Here is a 12,000-nt window from a genome sequence, read left to right as displayed (position 1 = left end):
ACTTATTCCTCGATTTTACCGCCAGCAGCTTCGATAGCAGCACGAGCGCCTTTAGTAACACGCAGGCCACGAACAGTTACCGGAGTAGTGACTTCACCAGCCAGGATCACTTTCGCGAACTCGATCTGGATACCGATAATGTTAGCCGCTTTCAGCGTGTTCAGGTCTACTACGCCGCCTTCTACTTTAGCCAGGTCAGACAGACGAACTTCGGCTGTAATCGCTGCTTTGCGAGAAGTGAAGCCGAATTTCGGCAGACGACGGTACAGAGGCATCTGACCACCCTCGAAACCGCGACGTACGCCACCGCCAGAACGAGACTTCTGACCTTTGTGACCACGACCACCGGTTTTACCGAGGCCAGAACCGATACCACGACCCAGGCGTTTACCCGCCTTTTTGGAGCCTTCGGCCGGAGACAGAGTATTTAAACGCATCTCTTACTCCTCAACTTTAACCATGAAGGAAACCGCGTTGACCATACCACGAACAGCAGGAGTATCCTCGCGCTCTACGGTGTGACCAATACGACGCAGACCCAGGCCAAGCAGCGTTGCCTTGTGTTTCGGCAGACGACCGATTGCACTGCGGGTTTGAGTAATTTTAATAGTCTTTGCCATGGTTTATTTCCCCAGAATTTCTTCAACGGATTTACCACGCTTGGCAGCGACCATTTCTGGAGAATTCATATTTTCCAGGCCATCAATAGTTGCACGAACCACGTTGATCGGGTTGGTGGAACCATATGCTTTAGCCAGAACGTTATGAACCCCAGCAACTTCCAGAACGGCGCGCATTGCACCACCGGCGATGATACCGGTACCTTCGGAAGCTGGCTGCATGAATACACGAGAACCCGTGTGAACACCTTTAACCGGGTGTTGCAGGGTGCCGTTGTTCAGCGCGACGTTAATCATATTGCGACGGGCTTTTTCCATCGCTTTCTGGATCGCTGCTGGAACTTCACGCGCTTTACCGTAACCAAAACCAACGCGACCGTTACCATCGCCAACTACAGTCAGAGCTGTGAAGGAGAAAATACGACCACCTTTAACGGTTTTAGATACGCGGTTTACCGCGATCAGCTTTTCCTGCAGTTCGCCAGCTTGTTTTTCGATGTGAGCCATCTTACACCTCTACCTTAGAACTGAAGGCCAGCTTCACGGGCAGCATCTGCCAGTGCCTGGACACGACCATGATATTGGAACCCGGAACGGTCAAAGGACACATCTTTGATGCCTTTTTCCAGAGCGCGTTCAGCGACAGCTTTACCCACAGCTGCAGCCGCGTCTTTGTTACCGGTGTACTTCAGTTGTTCAGAGATAGCTTTTTCTACAGTAGAAGCAGCTACCAGAACTTCAGAACCGTTCGGTGCAATTACCTGTGCGTAAATGTGACGCGGGGTACGATGTACCACCAGGCGAGTTGCGCCCAGCTCCTGGAGCTTGCGGCGTGCGCGGGTCGCACGACGGATACGAGCAGATTTCTTATCCATAGTGTTACCTTACTTCTTCTTAGCCTCTTTGGTACGCACGACTTCGTCGGCGTAACGAACACCCTTGCCTTTGTAAGGCTCAGGACGACGGTAGGCGCGCAGATCTGCTGCAACCTGACCGATCACCTGCTTATCAGCGCCTTTCAGCACGATTTCAGTCTGAGTCGGACATTCTGCAGTAATACCTGCTGGCAGCTGGTGGTCAACCGGGTGAGAGAAACCTAAGGACAGGTTTACTACATTCCCTTTAACCGCTGCACGATAACCTACACCAACCAGCTGCAGCTTCTTAGTGAAGCCTTCGGTAACACCGATAACCATTGAGTTCAGCAGGGCACGCGCGGTACCAGCCTGAGCCCAACCGTCTACGTAACCATCACGCGGACCGAAGGTCAGTGCATTATCTGCATGTTTAACTTCAACAGCATCGTTGAGAGTACGAGTCAGCTCGCCGTTTTTACCTTTGATCGTAATAACCTGACCGTTGATTTTTACATCAACGCCGGCAGGAACAACGACCGGTGCTTTAGCAACACGAGACATTTTTTCCTCCGATTAGGCTACGTAGCAGATAATTTCGCCACCAAGACCAGCCTGGCGCGCTGCACGATCAGTCATAACACCTTTAGAGGTAGAAACAACTGCGATACCCAGACCCGCCATAACTTTCGGCAGCTCATCTTTACGTTTGTAGATGCGCAGACCTGGGCGGCTGACACGCTGAATGCTTTCTACAACAGCTTTACCCTGGAAATACTTAAGAGTCAGTTCCAGTTCCGGCTTGGTGTCGCCTTCAACTTTAAAATCTTCGATAAAACCTTCTTCCTTCAGCACGTTGGCAATTGCCACTTTCAGCTTGGAGGAAGGCATGGTGACCGCAGCTTTGTTCGCGGCCTGACCGTTACGGATACGGGTCAGCATATCCGCGATCGGATCTTGCATGCTCATCTGTCTTTACTCCCGTGATTCAATTGGTGACAATTACCAGCTAGCCTTTTTCAAGCCTGGTACTTCACCGCGCATAGCGGCTTCACGTAACTTGATACGGCTCAACCCGAACTTGCCCACATAACCATGTGGACGACCTGTTTGACGGCAGCGGTTACGCTGACGAGACGGGCTGGAATCACGCGGCAGAGTCTGCAGCTTAAGAACAGCGTTCCAACGATCTTCGTCGGAAGCGTTCACATCAGAGATGATCGCTTTCAGTTCAGCGCGTTTCGCGAAGTATTTATCAGCTAAAGCTACGCGTTTTACTTCGCGTGCTTTCATTGATTGCTTAGCCATTCAGTAACCCTACCTTACTTGCGGAACGGGAAGTCAAAGGCAGCCAGCAGAGCACGGCCTTCTTCGTCAGATTTCGCAGTAGTGGTAATGGTAATATCCAAACCACGAACGCGGTCGACTTTATCGTAGTCGATTTCTGGGAAGATGATCTGCTCACGGACACCCATGCTGTAGTTACCACGACCGTCGAAAGACTTAGCGGACAGGCCACGGAAGTCACGGATACGCGGTACAGCAATAGTGATCAGGCGCTCAAAGAACTCCCACATGCGTTCGCCACGCAGAGTTACTTTACAGCCGATCGGATAGCCCTGACGGATTTTGAAGCCTGCAACAGATTTGCGTGCTTTGGTGATCAACGGTTTTTGACCGGAGATTGCTGCCAGGTCAGCTGCTGCGTTATCCAGCAGTTTCTTGTCAGCGATCGCTTCACCAACACCCATGTTCAGGGTGATCTTCTCGACCCGAGGGACTTGCATGACAGAATTGTAGTTAAACTCAGTCATGAGTTTATTAACTACTTCGTCTTTGTAGTAATCATGCAGTTTCGCCATCGTACTACTCCAAATTACTTGATAGTTTCGCTGTTAGATTTGAAGAAACGGACTTTTTTACCGTCTTCGAATCTAAAGCCTACACGGTCAGCCTTACCGGTTGCCGCATTGAAGATTGCAATGTTGGAAACCTGAATAGCGGCTTCTTTTTCAACGATGCCACCCGGTTGGTTCAGAGCCGGAACCGGCTTCTGGTGTTTCTTAACCAGGTTGATACCTTCAACAATGACCTTGCCGGAAGACAGGACATTCTTAACTTTACCGCGTTTACCTTTATCTTTACCGGTTAACACGATAACTTCGTCATCACGACGGATTTTCGCTGCCATGATTCGCTCCTTAGAGTACTTCTGGTGCCAGAGAGATAATTTTCATGAACTTCTCGGTACGAAGCTCACGAGTTACCGGCCCAAAAATACGCGTACCGATAGGCTGCTCGCTGTTATTGTTCAGAATAACGCATGCATTACCATCGAAGCGAATGACAGAACCGTCCGGGCGACGAACACCCTTCTTGGTGCGCACCACTACCGCCTTCAGCACATCACCTTTTTTGACCTTACCACGCGGAATTGCTTCTTTGATGGTGATCTTGATGATGTCGCCTACGCCTGCGTAGCGACGGTGCGAGCCACCCAGAACCTTGATACACATTACGCGACGTGCACCGGAGTTGTCGGCGACGTTCAGCATAGTCTGTTCTTGGATCATTTTAGTGCTCCGCTAATGTCAACTACTACTGAGACCCGAAAATCAGGTCGTTAAAAAAGCCCCATATCGGGGGCGCGGCATTATAACACCGCTTCAACGATATGGGTAGAAAAAATAAACGGCCCATCGCTGAGCCGTTTATTCGTTGAGAATGGGTACTGTATTACAGAACCGCTTTCTCTACAACGCGAACCAGCGTCCAGGACTTAGTCTTGGACAGTGGGCGGCATTCGCGGATTTCAACCACGTCACCGGTACCACATTCGTTGTTCTCGTCATGTACGTGCAGTTTGGTCGTACGCTTGATGAATTTACCGTAGATCGGGTGTTTCACAAAACGTTCGATAGCAACAACAATGGATTTCTCCATTTTGTCGCTAACAACGCGACCTTGCAGAGTACGGATTTTATCGGTCATTACGCACCCGCCTTCTCAGTCAGTAAAGTCTTAACGCGTGCGACATCACGACGCACTTGCTTCAACAGGTGAGACTGTTGCAGCTGGCCACTTGCAGCCTGCATACGCAGGTTGAACTGCTCACGCAGCAGGTTCAGCAGCTCGGTGTTCAGCTCTTCAACACTCTTCTCACGCAGCTCTTTTGCTTTCATTACATCACCGTCTTAGTTACAAAGGTGGTTTTAATCGGCAGTTTCGCTGCTGCCAGCTTGAATGCTTCACGGGCCAGCTCTTCCGGTACGCCGTCCATTTCATACAGGACTTTACCCGGCTGAATCAAGGCAACCCAATACTCCACGTTACCTTTACCTTTACCCATACGCACTGCCAGCGGCTTTTCAGTGATCGGTTTGTCCGGGAATACACGGATCCAGATCTTACCTTGACGCTTAACTGCACGGGTCATAGCACGACGTGCTGCTTCGATCTGACGGGCAGTCAGACGACCACGGCCAACAGCTTTCAGACCGAAGCTGCCGAAGCTAACATCCGTACCCTGCGCCAGACCGCGGTTACGGCCTTTGTGCATTTTACGGAATTTTGTACGCTTTGGTTGTAACATCAGCGACGCTCCTTATTTACGGCCTTTACGCTGCTGCTTTTTCGGTTGAGCAGCCGGTTTTTCCGGTTGTTCAACAGCAGCCATACCACCCAGGATCTCGCCTTTGAAGATCCACACTTTAACGCCGATTACACCGTAAGTGGTGTGCGCTTCAGAGGTGTTGTAGTCGATGTCAGCACGCAGAGTGTGCAGCGGTACGCGACCTTCACGGTACCATTCGGTACGAGCGATTTCCGCGCCGCCCAGACGGCCGCTAACTTCAACTTTAATACCTTTAGCGCCCAGACGCATTGCGTTCTGTACAGCACGCTTCATAGCACGACGGAACATAACGCGACGTTCCAGCTGAGAAGTGATGCTGTCAGCAACCAATTTTGCGTCCAGTTCAGGCTTACGAACTTCGGCGATATTGATCTGTGCAGGAACGCCAGCGATATCCGCTACGACCTTACGCAGTTTTTCTACGTCTTCGCCTTTCTTACCGATAACGATACCCGGACGAGCAGTGTGAATAGTCACACGGATGCTCTTAGCCGGACGCTCGATAACGATACGAGATACGGACGCTTTAGCCAGTTCCTTCGTCAGGTACTGACGTACTTTAAAATCGCTGTCCAGGTTGTCAGCGAATTCTTTGGTGTTCGCAAACCAGGTAGAGTTCCATGGTTTTACAATACCCAGGCGAATACCATTAGGATGTACTTTCTGACCCATTGCTAGTCTCCAGAGTCTCAGCGATCGGACACAACCACAGTAATGTGGCTGGTGCGCTTCAGGATGCGATCTGCACGACCTTTTGCACGCGGCATAATGCGCTTCATGCTCGGGCCTTCGTCTACGAAAATTTTCGTAACTTTCAGATCGTCAATGTCAGCGCCATCGTTGTGTTCAGCGTTAGCAATGGCAGATTCCAGGACTTTCTTGACCAGTACAGCCGCTTTCTTGTTGGTGTAGGTCAAAATATCCAGAGCCTGCGACACTTTCTTACCGCGAATCAGGTCAGCAACAAGGCGAACCTTCTGAGCAGAAGAACGAGCATGGCGATGTTTAGCGATAGTTTCCATCTCTTCCTCCTACCTTATTTCTTCTTCGCTTTTTTATCAGCAGCGTGGCCGCGATAAGTACGAGTCGGTGCGAATTCACCCAGTTTGTGACCGACCATTTCATCGGTTACAAATACCGGAACGTGCTGACGACCATTATGGACAGCGATGGTCAAACCGATCATGTTAGGAAAGATCGTTGAACGACGGGACCAAGTGCGCAGGGGCTTCTTGTCTCCGCTTTCCACCGCTTTCTCTACCTTCTTCAGCAAGTGCAGGTCAATAAAAGGACCTTTCTTGAGAGAACGTGGCATGGCTTATCCTCTAAAATTATTTGCTACGGCGACGTACGATGAATTTATCAGTACGCTTGTTGCTGCGGGTCTTCTTACCTTTGGTCTGAACGCCCCACGGAGTTACCGGGTGCTTACCAAAGTTACGACCTTCACCACCACCATGTGGGTGGTCTACTGGGTTCATCGCGGTACCGCGAACGGTCGGACGAACACCACGCCAGCGTGCAGCACCTGCTTTACCCAGAACGCGCAGCATATGCTCAGCATTGCCAACTTCGCCCAGAGTTGCACGGCAGTCTGCTTCGACTTTACGCATTTCACCAGAACGCAGACGCAGGGTGACATAAGCACCATCGCGCGCAACGATCTGAACGTAAGTACCAGCGGAACGTGCCAGCTGACCGCCTTTACCTGGTTTCATTTCTACGTTATGAACGGTAGAACCAACCGGGATGTTGCGCATCGGCAGGGTGTTGCCTGGTTTGATTGCAGCATCAACGCCAGATTGAATCTGGTCGCCAGCTTTCAGGCCTTTAGGGGCCAGGATGTAACGGCGCTCACCGTCTTTGTACAGAACCAGCGCGATGTTCGCGGAACGGTTCGGATCGTACTCAAGACGTTCAACAACTGCCGGGATACCATCTTTGTTGCGTTTGAAGTCAACAATACGGTATGCCTGCTTGTGGCCACCACCGATATGACGAGTGGTGATACGGCCATTGTTGTTACGACCACCGGATTTGCTGTTTTTTTCCAGCAACGGAGCAAAAGGTTTGCCCTTGTGCAGCTCAGGGTTAACCACTTTAACTACGTGGCGACGACCCGGAGATGTCGGTTTACATTTAACAACTGCCATTGTATTACTCCTCCGACTTACTCAGCGCCGCCAACGAAGTCCAGATTCTGGCCTTCTTTCAGGGTGACGTAAGCTTTTTTCCAGTCGCTACGACGACCGATACGCTGTCCGTGACGTTTAACTTTCCCTTTAACAACCAGGGTGTTAACGACTTCGACTTCGACTTCAAACAGTTTCTGCACAGCAGCTTTGATTTCTGCTTTGGTCGCGTCTTTAGCAACTTTGAGAACGATGGTGTTGGTTTTTTCCATCGCAGTAGACGCTTTTTCAGAAACGTGCGGTGCGCGCAGCACCTTCAGCAGACGTTCTTCACGAATCATGCCAGCATCTCCTCAACTTGCTTAACAGCATCAGCAGTCATTACGACTTTGTCGAAGGCGATCAGGCTAACCGGGTCGATACCAGTTGCATCGCGTACGTCAACCTTGTGCAGGTTGCGCGCAGCCAGGAACAGGTTCTCGTCCAGCTCACCGGTGATGATCAGCACATCTTCCAGAGCCATGTCTTTCAGTTTCTGAGCCAGCAGCTTAGTTTTAGGCGCTTCTACAGAGAACTTCTCGACAACGATCAGACGATCCTGACGTACCAGTTCGGACAGAATGCTTTTCAGCGCGCCGCGGTACATCTTCTTGTTAACTTTTTGACTGTGGTCCTGCGGACGTGCAGCGAAGGTCACGCCACCAGAACGCCAGATCGGGCTCTTGATAGAACCAGAACGCGCACGGCCGGTACCTTTCTGGCGCCACGGTTTTTTACCGGAACCAGTTACTTCAGCACGAGTCTTCTGAGCACGAGTGCCCTGACGAGCACCAGCTGCATAAGCAACAACAACCTGGTGAACCAGCGCTTCGTTGAAATCACGACCGAAGGTAGTTTCGGAAACAGTCAGCGCGCTCTGCGCGTCTTTCAATACTAATTCCATTGCTATCCCCTTACGCCTTCACAGCTGGTTTAACGATCAGGTCGCAACCGGTTGCACCCGGAACACCACCTTTAACCAGCAGCAGGTTGCGCTCAGCGTCAACACGTACTACGTCCAGGCTCTGAACGGTTACACGTTCGTTACCCAGCTGACCTGCCATTTTCTTGCCTTTGAACACTTTGCCCGGAGTCTGGTTCTGACCGATAGAACCCGGAACGCGGTGAGACAAGGAGTTACCGTGAGTAGCGTCCTGGGTACGGAAGTTCCAGCGCTTAACGGTACCTGCGAAACCTTTACCTTTAGAGGTGCCAGTTACGTCAACTTTTTTAACGTCAGCAAACAGTTCAACGCTAATGCTCTGACCAACGGTGTATTCTTCACCCTCTGCCAGACGGAACTCCCACAGGCCGCGGCCAGCTTCTACGCCAGCTTTAGCAAAGTGGCCAGCTTCCGGCTTGGTTACACGGTTAGCTTTTTTAGCACCAGTGGTAACCTGAACAGCGCGGTAGCCATCGTTAGCCAGATCTTTAACCTGAGTAACGCGGTTTGCTTCAACTTCGATTACGGTTACTGGGATAGAGACGCCATCTTCAGTGAAGATGCGGGTCATACCCACTTTTTTACCGACTAAACCAATCATTGTTTCAACCTCTCAATCGCTCGATGACCTGATTAACCCAGGCTGATCTGCACGTCTACACCGGCAGCCAGGTCCAGACGCATCAGAGCATCAACGGTTTTCTCGGTTGGCTCAACGATGTCAACCAGACGCTTGTGAGTGCGAATTTCGTACTGATCGCGCGCGTCTTTGTTAACGTGCGGGGAGATCAGAACGGTAAAGCGCTCTTTGCGGGTCGGCAGCGGGATCGGACCACGGACTTGCGCACCAGTGCGCTTAGCAGTCTCGACGATTTCCGCGGTTGATTGATCGATCAGACGATGATCAAACGCTTTCAGGCGGATACGGATTCTTTGGTTCTGCATGAGACCAGAGCTCCAATTATTTTATAAACGAAAATGATTACTCCTCGTGCCCATTACGATTGATGGGAGAGTGTAACCGTTCTTACGTAGCTCCCCGATTGGGAGCATTGTTAGATAACCAAATCGGCTACCTAAGGTTCAGATCGAACCTGCCGTCAACTAAGACAAGCCCGCGCATTATACGCAAATCTCAGCCTGACGCAAGTGCCGCGTAGATATTAATCATTTCGTCTGTAATGCGAGCAACTTCGCACACGCGTTGTGCCGTTTTTGTTTTGCGCATTTTCTTCGGAATACACTGCGCAACGTCATCATTCCTCCGTTGCGTGGAAAATGAGTTTCACGGATGGTGAGCGCAACGTTTAATGAGGATGACATGATGCAACCCGACCTCCCCTTCCTGATTATCTACCTCTTATTATCTGCGCTATCCGGGATATATGACGCGCGAACAGGACTCTTGCCCGATCGGTTTACCTGTCCCTTGCTCTGGAGCGGCCTGCTTTATTACCTGTGCTGTTTACCTGACCATTTGCCAGATGCGCTTTGGGGCGCCATTGCGGGTTACGGCGGGTTCGCCCTTCTCTATTGGGGATATCGACTGCTGTATCGCAAAGAAGGGCTCGGGTACGGCGATATCAAATTTCTTGCCGCGCTTGGCGCCTGGCATCGTTGGGAGTCATTACCCCTGCTGGTCTTTCTGGCCGCGCTTATTGCCAGCATTAATGTAATGGCGATGTACGTAATAAACGGGAAAGGGGCATTAAAAAACCCGCTGCCGTTCGGGCCATTTCTGGCGGCTGCGGGTTTTATCATTGGCTGGAAAACACTGCTGTCGGGGAGTTAATCGTCCACTTTAATCTGCGATTGCAGGTAATTCTGTAGACCAATTTTTGCAATCAGATCCAGCTCCGTCTCAAGCCAGTCGATATGCCCTTCTTCATCTGTCAGGATCTCAATCATCATGTCCCGGCTAACGTAATCATGAACGCTGTCGGCGTAGGCTATGGCTTCACGTAGATCCTTCGCTCCTTCCAGTTCCAGACGGAGATCTGACTGCAACATCTCTTCGACATCTTCACCAATGCCCAGCTTGCCAAGATCCTGCAAGTTTGGGATACCTTCAAGAAATAAAATACGCTCGATATATTTATCAGCGTGTTTCATTTCATCGATGGATTCATGGTATTCGACGTCATTCAGACGAGTGAGCCCCCAGTTTTTAAACATACGGGCATGGAGAAAGTACTGATTGATTGCGACAAGCTCATTTCCCAATAGTTTATTGAGATAATTTATGATTTTAACATCACCTTTCATTTTATAGTCCCTCCGCTTCCACTCTTAGAGCGTAGATGGGGCTACAAGGATGTCAAAAAAAAGAATGTGACTCAGGCGATTTCTTTAAACTCCGGCATTTGCATTAACTCATCCTGCATCACTTCACGCGCCGCCCGGACGCACTTACCGCATTGATTTCCAACAGGAATAAACTTACGTAATTGTTGGAAAGATTGAGGGTGAAACTGACGAACAGCCTGACGAATTTTTTTATCACTTACACCATTACACAAACAAACGTACATGATCGCTCCCGTTCAATTTCTGCGCAAAGTGTAAATGAGAATAGTTATGATTACAATAGCACAAATACGTTTGTGTGCAGGGAGAGGAATAAAAAATGCGACTAAATATGACACTCTTTATATAGCAGGTAGATATGACAGACAGCAAAAAGGGCGCCGAAGCGCCCTTTTTAAGTGCAGAACTAATTATTAAATAATTAGCTCATTACTTTAGCAACAACGCCCGCGCCAACGGTACGGCCGCCTTCACGGATTGCGAAACGCAGACCGTCGTCCATCGCGATCGGGTGGATCAGGGTAACAACCATTTTGATGTTGTCGCCCGGCATTACCATCTCTACGCCTTCCGGCAGTTCGATGGTGCCAGTCACGTCAGTTGTACGGAAGTAGAACTGCGGACGGTAGCCTTTGAAGAACGGAGTATGACGGCCGCCTTCGTCTTTGGACAGGATATAAACTTCAGATTCGAACTTGGTGTGCGGCTTGATGGAACCCGGCTTAGCCAGTACCTGACCACGTTCGATTTCTTCACGTTTGATACCACGCAGCAGAACACCTACGTTCTCACCAGCACGGCCTTCGTCCAGCAGTTTGCGGAACATTTCAACGCCAGTACAGGTAGACTTCGCAGTCTCTTTGATACCAACGATTTCAACTTCTTCGCCCACTTTGATGATACCGCGCTCTACACGACCGGTAACAACGGTACCACGACCGGAGATGGAGAATACGTCTTCGATCGGCAGCAGGAACGGCTTGTCAATCGCACGCTCTGGTTCCGGGATGTAAGAATCCAGGTAGCCAGCCAGTTCGATGATTTTCGCTTCCCACTCTGCGTCGCCTTCCAGCGCTTTCAGAGCAGAACCACGAACGATCGGCGTGTCGTCGCCCGGGAAATCGTACTGAGACAGCAGTTCACGCACTTCCATCTCAACCAGTTCCAGCAGCTCTTCGTCATCAACCATGTCGCATTTGTTCAGGAACACGATGATGTACGGAACGCCTACCTGACGACCCAGCAGGATGTGCTCACGGGTCTGCGGCATCGGGCCGTCAGTCGCAGCAACAACCAGGATCGCGCCGTCCATCTGCGCAGCACCGGTGATCATGTTTTTAACATAGTCGGCGTGGCCCGGGCAGTCTACGTGCGCGTAGTGGCGAGTCGGGGTGTCGTATTCAACGTGAGAAGTGTTGATGGTGATACCACGAGCTTTTTCTTCCGGCGCGTTATCGATCTGGTCGAATGC

At 50.6% G+C, this 12,000-nt stretch carries 25 protein-coding genes; 1 reads left to right on the top strand and 24 read right to left on the bottom strand.

Annotated features, from left to right (window positions below):
* Positions 1-2: 2 nt before the first annotated feature.
* The 21 genes from rplO to rpsJ form a co-directional block, all read right to left on the bottom strand.
* Positions 3-437, bottom strand: a complete 435-nt coding sequence (gene rplO / locus OGX93_RS02685; RefSeq protein WP_001238917.1) for a 50S ribosomal protein L15 — start codon at positions 435-437, stop codon at positions 3-5.
* Between the two features lie 3 nt (positions 438-440).
* The gene (rpmD, locus tag OGX93_RS02680) at positions 441-620 is read right to left on the bottom strand and encodes a 50S ribosomal protein L30 (RefSeq protein ID WP_001140434.1); all 180 of its coding nucleotides are present in this window, start codon (positions 618-620) and stop codon (positions 441-443) included.
* 3 nt (positions 621-623) lie between these two features.
* Positions 624-1,127, bottom strand: a complete 504-nt coding sequence (gene rpsE, locus OGX93_RS02675; RefSeq protein WP_000940121.1) for a 30S ribosomal protein S5 — start codon at positions 1,125-1,127, stop codon at positions 624-626.
* Positions 1,128-1,141: 14 nt separating this feature from the next.
* Complete coding sequence (gene rplR, locus OGX93_RS02670) at positions 1,142-1,495, bottom strand: 50S ribosomal protein L18 (protein WP_006817270.1); 354 nt, start codon at positions 1,493-1,495, stop codon at positions 1,142-1,144.
* A gap of 9 nt (positions 1,496-1,504) precedes the next feature.
* Complete coding sequence (gene rplF / locus OGX93_RS02665) at positions 1,505-2,038, bottom strand: 50S ribosomal protein L6 (RefSeq protein WP_012135817.1); 534 nt, start codon at positions 2,036-2,038, stop codon at positions 1,505-1,507.
* 12 nt (positions 2,039-2,050) lie between these two features.
* Positions 2,051-2,443 (bottom strand): 30S ribosomal protein S8, encoded by a 393-nt coding sequence (rpsH, locus tag OGX93_RS02660; protein ID WP_000062611.1) that lies wholly within the window; start codon positions 2,441-2,443, stop codon positions 2,051-2,053.
* 33 nt (positions 2,444-2,476) lie between these two features.
* The gene (gene rpsN / locus OGX93_RS02655; RefSeq protein ID WP_012135425.1) at positions 2,477-2,782 is read right to left on the bottom strand and encodes a 30S ribosomal protein S14; all 306 of its coding nucleotides are present in this window, start codon (positions 2,780-2,782) and stop codon (positions 2,477-2,479) included.
* 14 nt (positions 2,783-2,796) lie between these two features.
* The gene (rplE, locus tag OGX93_RS02650) at positions 2,797-3,336 is read right to left on the bottom strand and encodes a 50S ribosomal protein L5 (protein WP_007702494.1); all 540 of its coding nucleotides are present in this window, start codon (positions 3,334-3,336) and stop codon (positions 2,797-2,799) included.
* A 14-nt stretch (positions 3,337-3,350) separates the two neighbouring features.
* Positions 3,351-3,665, bottom strand: coding sequence for a 50S ribosomal protein L24 (gene rplX / locus OGX93_RS02645; RefSeq protein WP_012135426.1), 315 nt, complete (start codon positions 3,663-3,665; stop codon positions 3,351-3,353).
* 10 nt (positions 3,666-3,675) lie between these two features.
* Positions 3,676-4,047 (bottom strand): 50S ribosomal protein L14, encoded by a 372-nt coding sequence (rplN, locus tag OGX93_RS02640; RefSeq protein WP_002919748.1) that lies wholly within the window; start codon positions 4,045-4,047, stop codon positions 3,676-3,678.
* 163 nt (positions 4,048-4,210) lie between these two features.
* A complete protein-coding gene (gene rpsQ / locus OGX93_RS02635) occupies positions 4,211-4,465 on the bottom strand; it encodes a 30S ribosomal protein S17 (protein ID WP_003031120.1) in 255 nt (84 codons plus the stop codon).
* Positions 4,465-4,656: a 50S ribosomal protein L29 gene (gene rpmC, locus OGX93_RS02630; protein ID WP_000644742.1), complete on the bottom strand. Its 192-nt coding sequence runs from the start codon at positions 4,654-4,656 to the stop codon at positions 4,465-4,467. The genes rpsQ and rpmC overlap by 1 nt, the downstream gene beginning before the upstream one ends.
* Positions 4,656-5,066, bottom strand: a complete 411-nt coding sequence (gene rplP / locus OGX93_RS02625; protein ID WP_000941212.1) for a 50S ribosomal protein L16 — start codon at positions 5,064-5,066, stop codon at positions 4,656-4,658. Before rplP ends, rpmC begins: the two co-directional genes overlap by 1 nt.
* A 12-nt stretch (positions 5,067-5,078) precedes the next feature.
* Complete coding sequence (gene rpsC / locus OGX93_RS02620) at positions 5,079-5,780, bottom strand: 30S ribosomal protein S3 (protein WP_000529945.1); 702 nt, start codon at positions 5,778-5,780, stop codon at positions 5,079-5,081.
* A gap of 17 nt (positions 5,781-5,797) precedes the next feature.
* Positions 5,798-6,130, bottom strand: a complete 333-nt coding sequence (gene rplV / locus OGX93_RS02615) for a 50S ribosomal protein L22 (protein WP_000447529.1) — start codon at positions 6,128-6,130, stop codon at positions 5,798-5,800.
* A 14-nt stretch (positions 6,131-6,144) separates the two neighbouring features.
* Positions 6,145-6,423, bottom strand: a complete 279-nt coding sequence (gene rpsS, locus OGX93_RS02610; protein ID WP_001138117.1) for a 30S ribosomal protein S19 — start codon at positions 6,421-6,423, stop codon at positions 6,145-6,147.
* Positions 6,424-6,439: 16 nt separating this feature from the next.
* Positions 6,440-7,261: a 50S ribosomal protein L2 gene (gene rplB, locus OGX93_RS02605; protein WP_000301864.1), complete on the bottom strand. Its 822-nt coding sequence runs from the start codon at positions 7,259-7,261 to the stop codon at positions 6,440-6,442.
* 17 nt (positions 7,262-7,278) lie between these two features.
* Positions 7,279-7,581, bottom strand: coding sequence for a 50S ribosomal protein L23 (rplW, locus tag OGX93_RS02600; RefSeq protein ID WP_000617546.1), 303 nt, complete (start codon positions 7,579-7,581; stop codon positions 7,279-7,281).
* The gene (gene rplD / locus OGX93_RS02595) at positions 7,578-8,183 is read right to left on the bottom strand and encodes a 50S ribosomal protein L4 (RefSeq protein WP_000424395.1); all 606 of its coding nucleotides are present in this window, start codon (positions 8,181-8,183) and stop codon (positions 7,578-7,580) included. Before rplD ends, rplW begins: the two co-directional genes overlap by 4 nt.
* Positions 8,184-8,193: 10 nt before the next feature.
* On the bottom strand, positions 8,194-8,823 hold the full coding sequence (rplC, locus tag OGX93_RS02590) for a 50S ribosomal protein L3 (protein ID WP_000579837.1): 630 nt from the start codon (positions 8,821-8,823) through the stop codon (positions 8,194-8,196).
* A 32-nt stretch (positions 8,824-8,855) separates the two neighbouring features.
* Positions 8,856-9,167 (bottom strand): 30S ribosomal protein S10, encoded by a 312-nt coding sequence (gene rpsJ / locus OGX93_RS02585; protein ID WP_001181005.1) that lies wholly within the window; start codon positions 9,165-9,167, stop codon positions 8,856-8,858.
* Between the two features lie 379 nt (positions 9,168-9,546).
* Here rpsJ and OGX93_RS02580 point away from each other — a divergent pair, with 379 nt between their 5' ends.
* Positions 9,547-10,014 (top strand): prepilin peptidase, encoded by a 468-nt coding sequence (locus tag OGX93_RS02580; RefSeq protein ID WP_058669128.1) that lies wholly within the window; start codon positions 9,547-9,549, stop codon positions 10,012-10,014.
* Here the strand turns inward: OGX93_RS02580 and bfr are convergent.
* From bfr to tuf, 3 genes are all read right to left on the bottom strand, one after another.
* A complete protein-coding gene (bfr, locus tag OGX93_RS02575; protein ID WP_012135432.1) occupies positions 10,011-10,487 on the bottom strand; it encodes a bacterioferritin in 477 nt (158 codons plus the stop codon). The two genes, OGX93_RS02580 and bfr, sit on opposite strands and share 4 nt — an antisense overlap.
* 71 nt (positions 10,488-10,558) lie before the next feature.
* Positions 10,559-10,753 (bottom strand): bacterioferritin-associated ferredoxin, encoded by a 195-nt coding sequence (bfd, locus tag OGX93_RS02570; protein WP_012135433.1) that lies wholly within the window; start codon positions 10,751-10,753, stop codon positions 10,559-10,561.
* A 197-nt stretch (positions 10,754-10,950) separates the two neighbouring features.
* A partial coding sequence (gene tuf / locus OGX93_RS02565) for an elongation factor Tu (protein ID WP_286450946.1) occupies positions 10,951-12,000 on the bottom strand: 1,050 nt, incomplete at its 5' end.

The organism is Citrobacter sp. CK195, assembly GCF_030333365.1.
GTDB lineage: Bacteria > Pseudomonadota > Gammaproteobacteria > Enterobacterales > Enterobacteriaceae > Citrobacter_B > Citrobacter_B koseri.
The sequence above is the reverse complement of the archived record's forward strand: the minus strand, read 5'-3'. Positions and strand labels throughout refer to the sequence as shown.

Excerpts from the sequence above, each read along its gene's own strand:
- rplO (WP_001238917.1), bottom strand. The coding sequence starts at position 437 with ATGCGTTTAAATACTCTGTCTCCGGCCGAAGGCTCCAAAAAGGCGGGT.
- rpmD (WP_001140434.1), bottom strand. The coding sequence starts at position 620 with ATGGCAAAGACTATTAAAATTACTCAAACCCGCAGTGCAATCGGTCGT.
- rpsE (WP_000940121.1), bottom strand. The coding sequence starts at position 1,127 with ATGGCTCACATCGAAAAACAAGCTGGCGAACTGCAGGAAAAGCTGATC.
- rplR (WP_006817270.1), bottom strand. The coding sequence starts at position 1,495 with ATGGATAAGAAATCTGCTCGTATCCGTCGTGCGACCCGCGCACGCCGC.
- rplF (WP_012135817.1), bottom strand. The coding sequence starts at position 2,038 with ATGTCTCGTGTTGCTAAAGCACCGGTCGTTGTTCCTGCCGGCGTTGAT.
- rpsH (WP_000062611.1), bottom strand. The coding sequence starts at position 2,443 with ATGAGCATGCAAGATCCGATCGCGGATATGCTGACCCGTATCCGTAAC.
- rpsN (WP_012135425.1), bottom strand. The coding sequence starts at position 2,782 with ATGGCTAAGCAATCAATGAAAGCACGCGAAGTAAAACGCGTAGCTTTA.
- rplE (WP_007702494.1), bottom strand. The coding sequence starts at position 3,336 with ATGGCGAAACTGCATGATTACTACAAAGACGAAGTAGTTAATAAACTC.
- rplX (WP_012135426.1), bottom strand. The coding sequence starts at position 3,665 with ATGGCAGCGAAAATCCGTCGTGATGACGAAGTTATCGTGTTAACCGGT.
- rplN (WP_002919748.1), bottom strand. The coding sequence starts at position 4,047 with ATGATCCAAGAACAGACTATGCTGAACGTCGCCGACAACTCCGGTGCA.
- rpsQ (WP_003031120.1), bottom strand. The coding sequence starts at position 4,465 with ATGACCGATAAAATCCGTACTCTGCAAGGTCGCGTTGTTAGCGACAAA.
- rpmC (WP_000644742.1), bottom strand. The coding sequence starts at position 4,656 with ATGAAAGCAAAAGAGCTGCGTGAGAAGAGTGTTGAAGAGCTGAACACC.
- rplP (WP_000941212.1), bottom strand. The coding sequence starts at position 5,066 with ATGTTACAACCAAAGCGTACAAAATTCCGTAAAATGCACAAAGGCCGT.
- rpsC (WP_000529945.1), bottom strand. The coding sequence starts at position 5,780 with ATGGGTCAGAAAGTACATCCTAATGGTATTCGCCTGGGTATTGTAAAA.
- rplV (WP_000447529.1), bottom strand. The coding sequence starts at position 6,130 with ATGGAAACTATCGCTAAACATCGCCATGCTCGTTCTTCTGCTCAGAAG.
- rpsS (WP_001138117.1), bottom strand. The coding sequence starts at position 6,423 with ATGCCACGTTCTCTCAAGAAAGGTCCTTTTATTGACCTGCACTTGCTG.
- rplB (WP_000301864.1), bottom strand. The coding sequence starts at position 7,261 with ATGGCAGTTGTTAAATGTAAACCGACATCTCCGGGTCGTCGCCACGTA.
- rplW (WP_000617546.1), bottom strand. The coding sequence starts at position 7,581 with ATGATTCGTGAAGAACGTCTGCTGAAGGTGCTGCGCGCACCGCACGTT.
- rplD (WP_000424395.1), bottom strand. The coding sequence starts at position 8,183 with ATGGAATTAGTATTGAAAGACGCGCAGAGCGCGCTGACTGTTTCCGAA.
- rplC (WP_000579837.1), bottom strand. The coding sequence starts at position 8,823 with ATGATTGGTTTAGTCGGTAAAAAAGTGGGTATGACCCGCATCTTCACT.
- rpsJ (WP_001181005.1), bottom strand. The coding sequence starts at position 9,167 with ATGCAGAACCAAAGAATCCGTATCCGCCTGAAAGCGTTTGATCATCGT.
- OGX93_RS02580 (WP_058669128.1), top strand. The coding sequence starts at position 9,547 with ATGCAACCCGACCTCCCCTTCCTGATTATCTACCTCTTATTATCTGCG.
- bfr (WP_012135432.1), bottom strand. The coding sequence starts at position 10,487 with ATGAAAGGTGATGTTAAAATCATAAATTATCTCAATAAACTATTGGGA.
- bfd (WP_012135433.1), bottom strand. The coding sequence starts at position 10,753 with ATGTACGTTTGTTTGTGTAATGGTGTAAGTGATAAAAAAATTCGTCAG.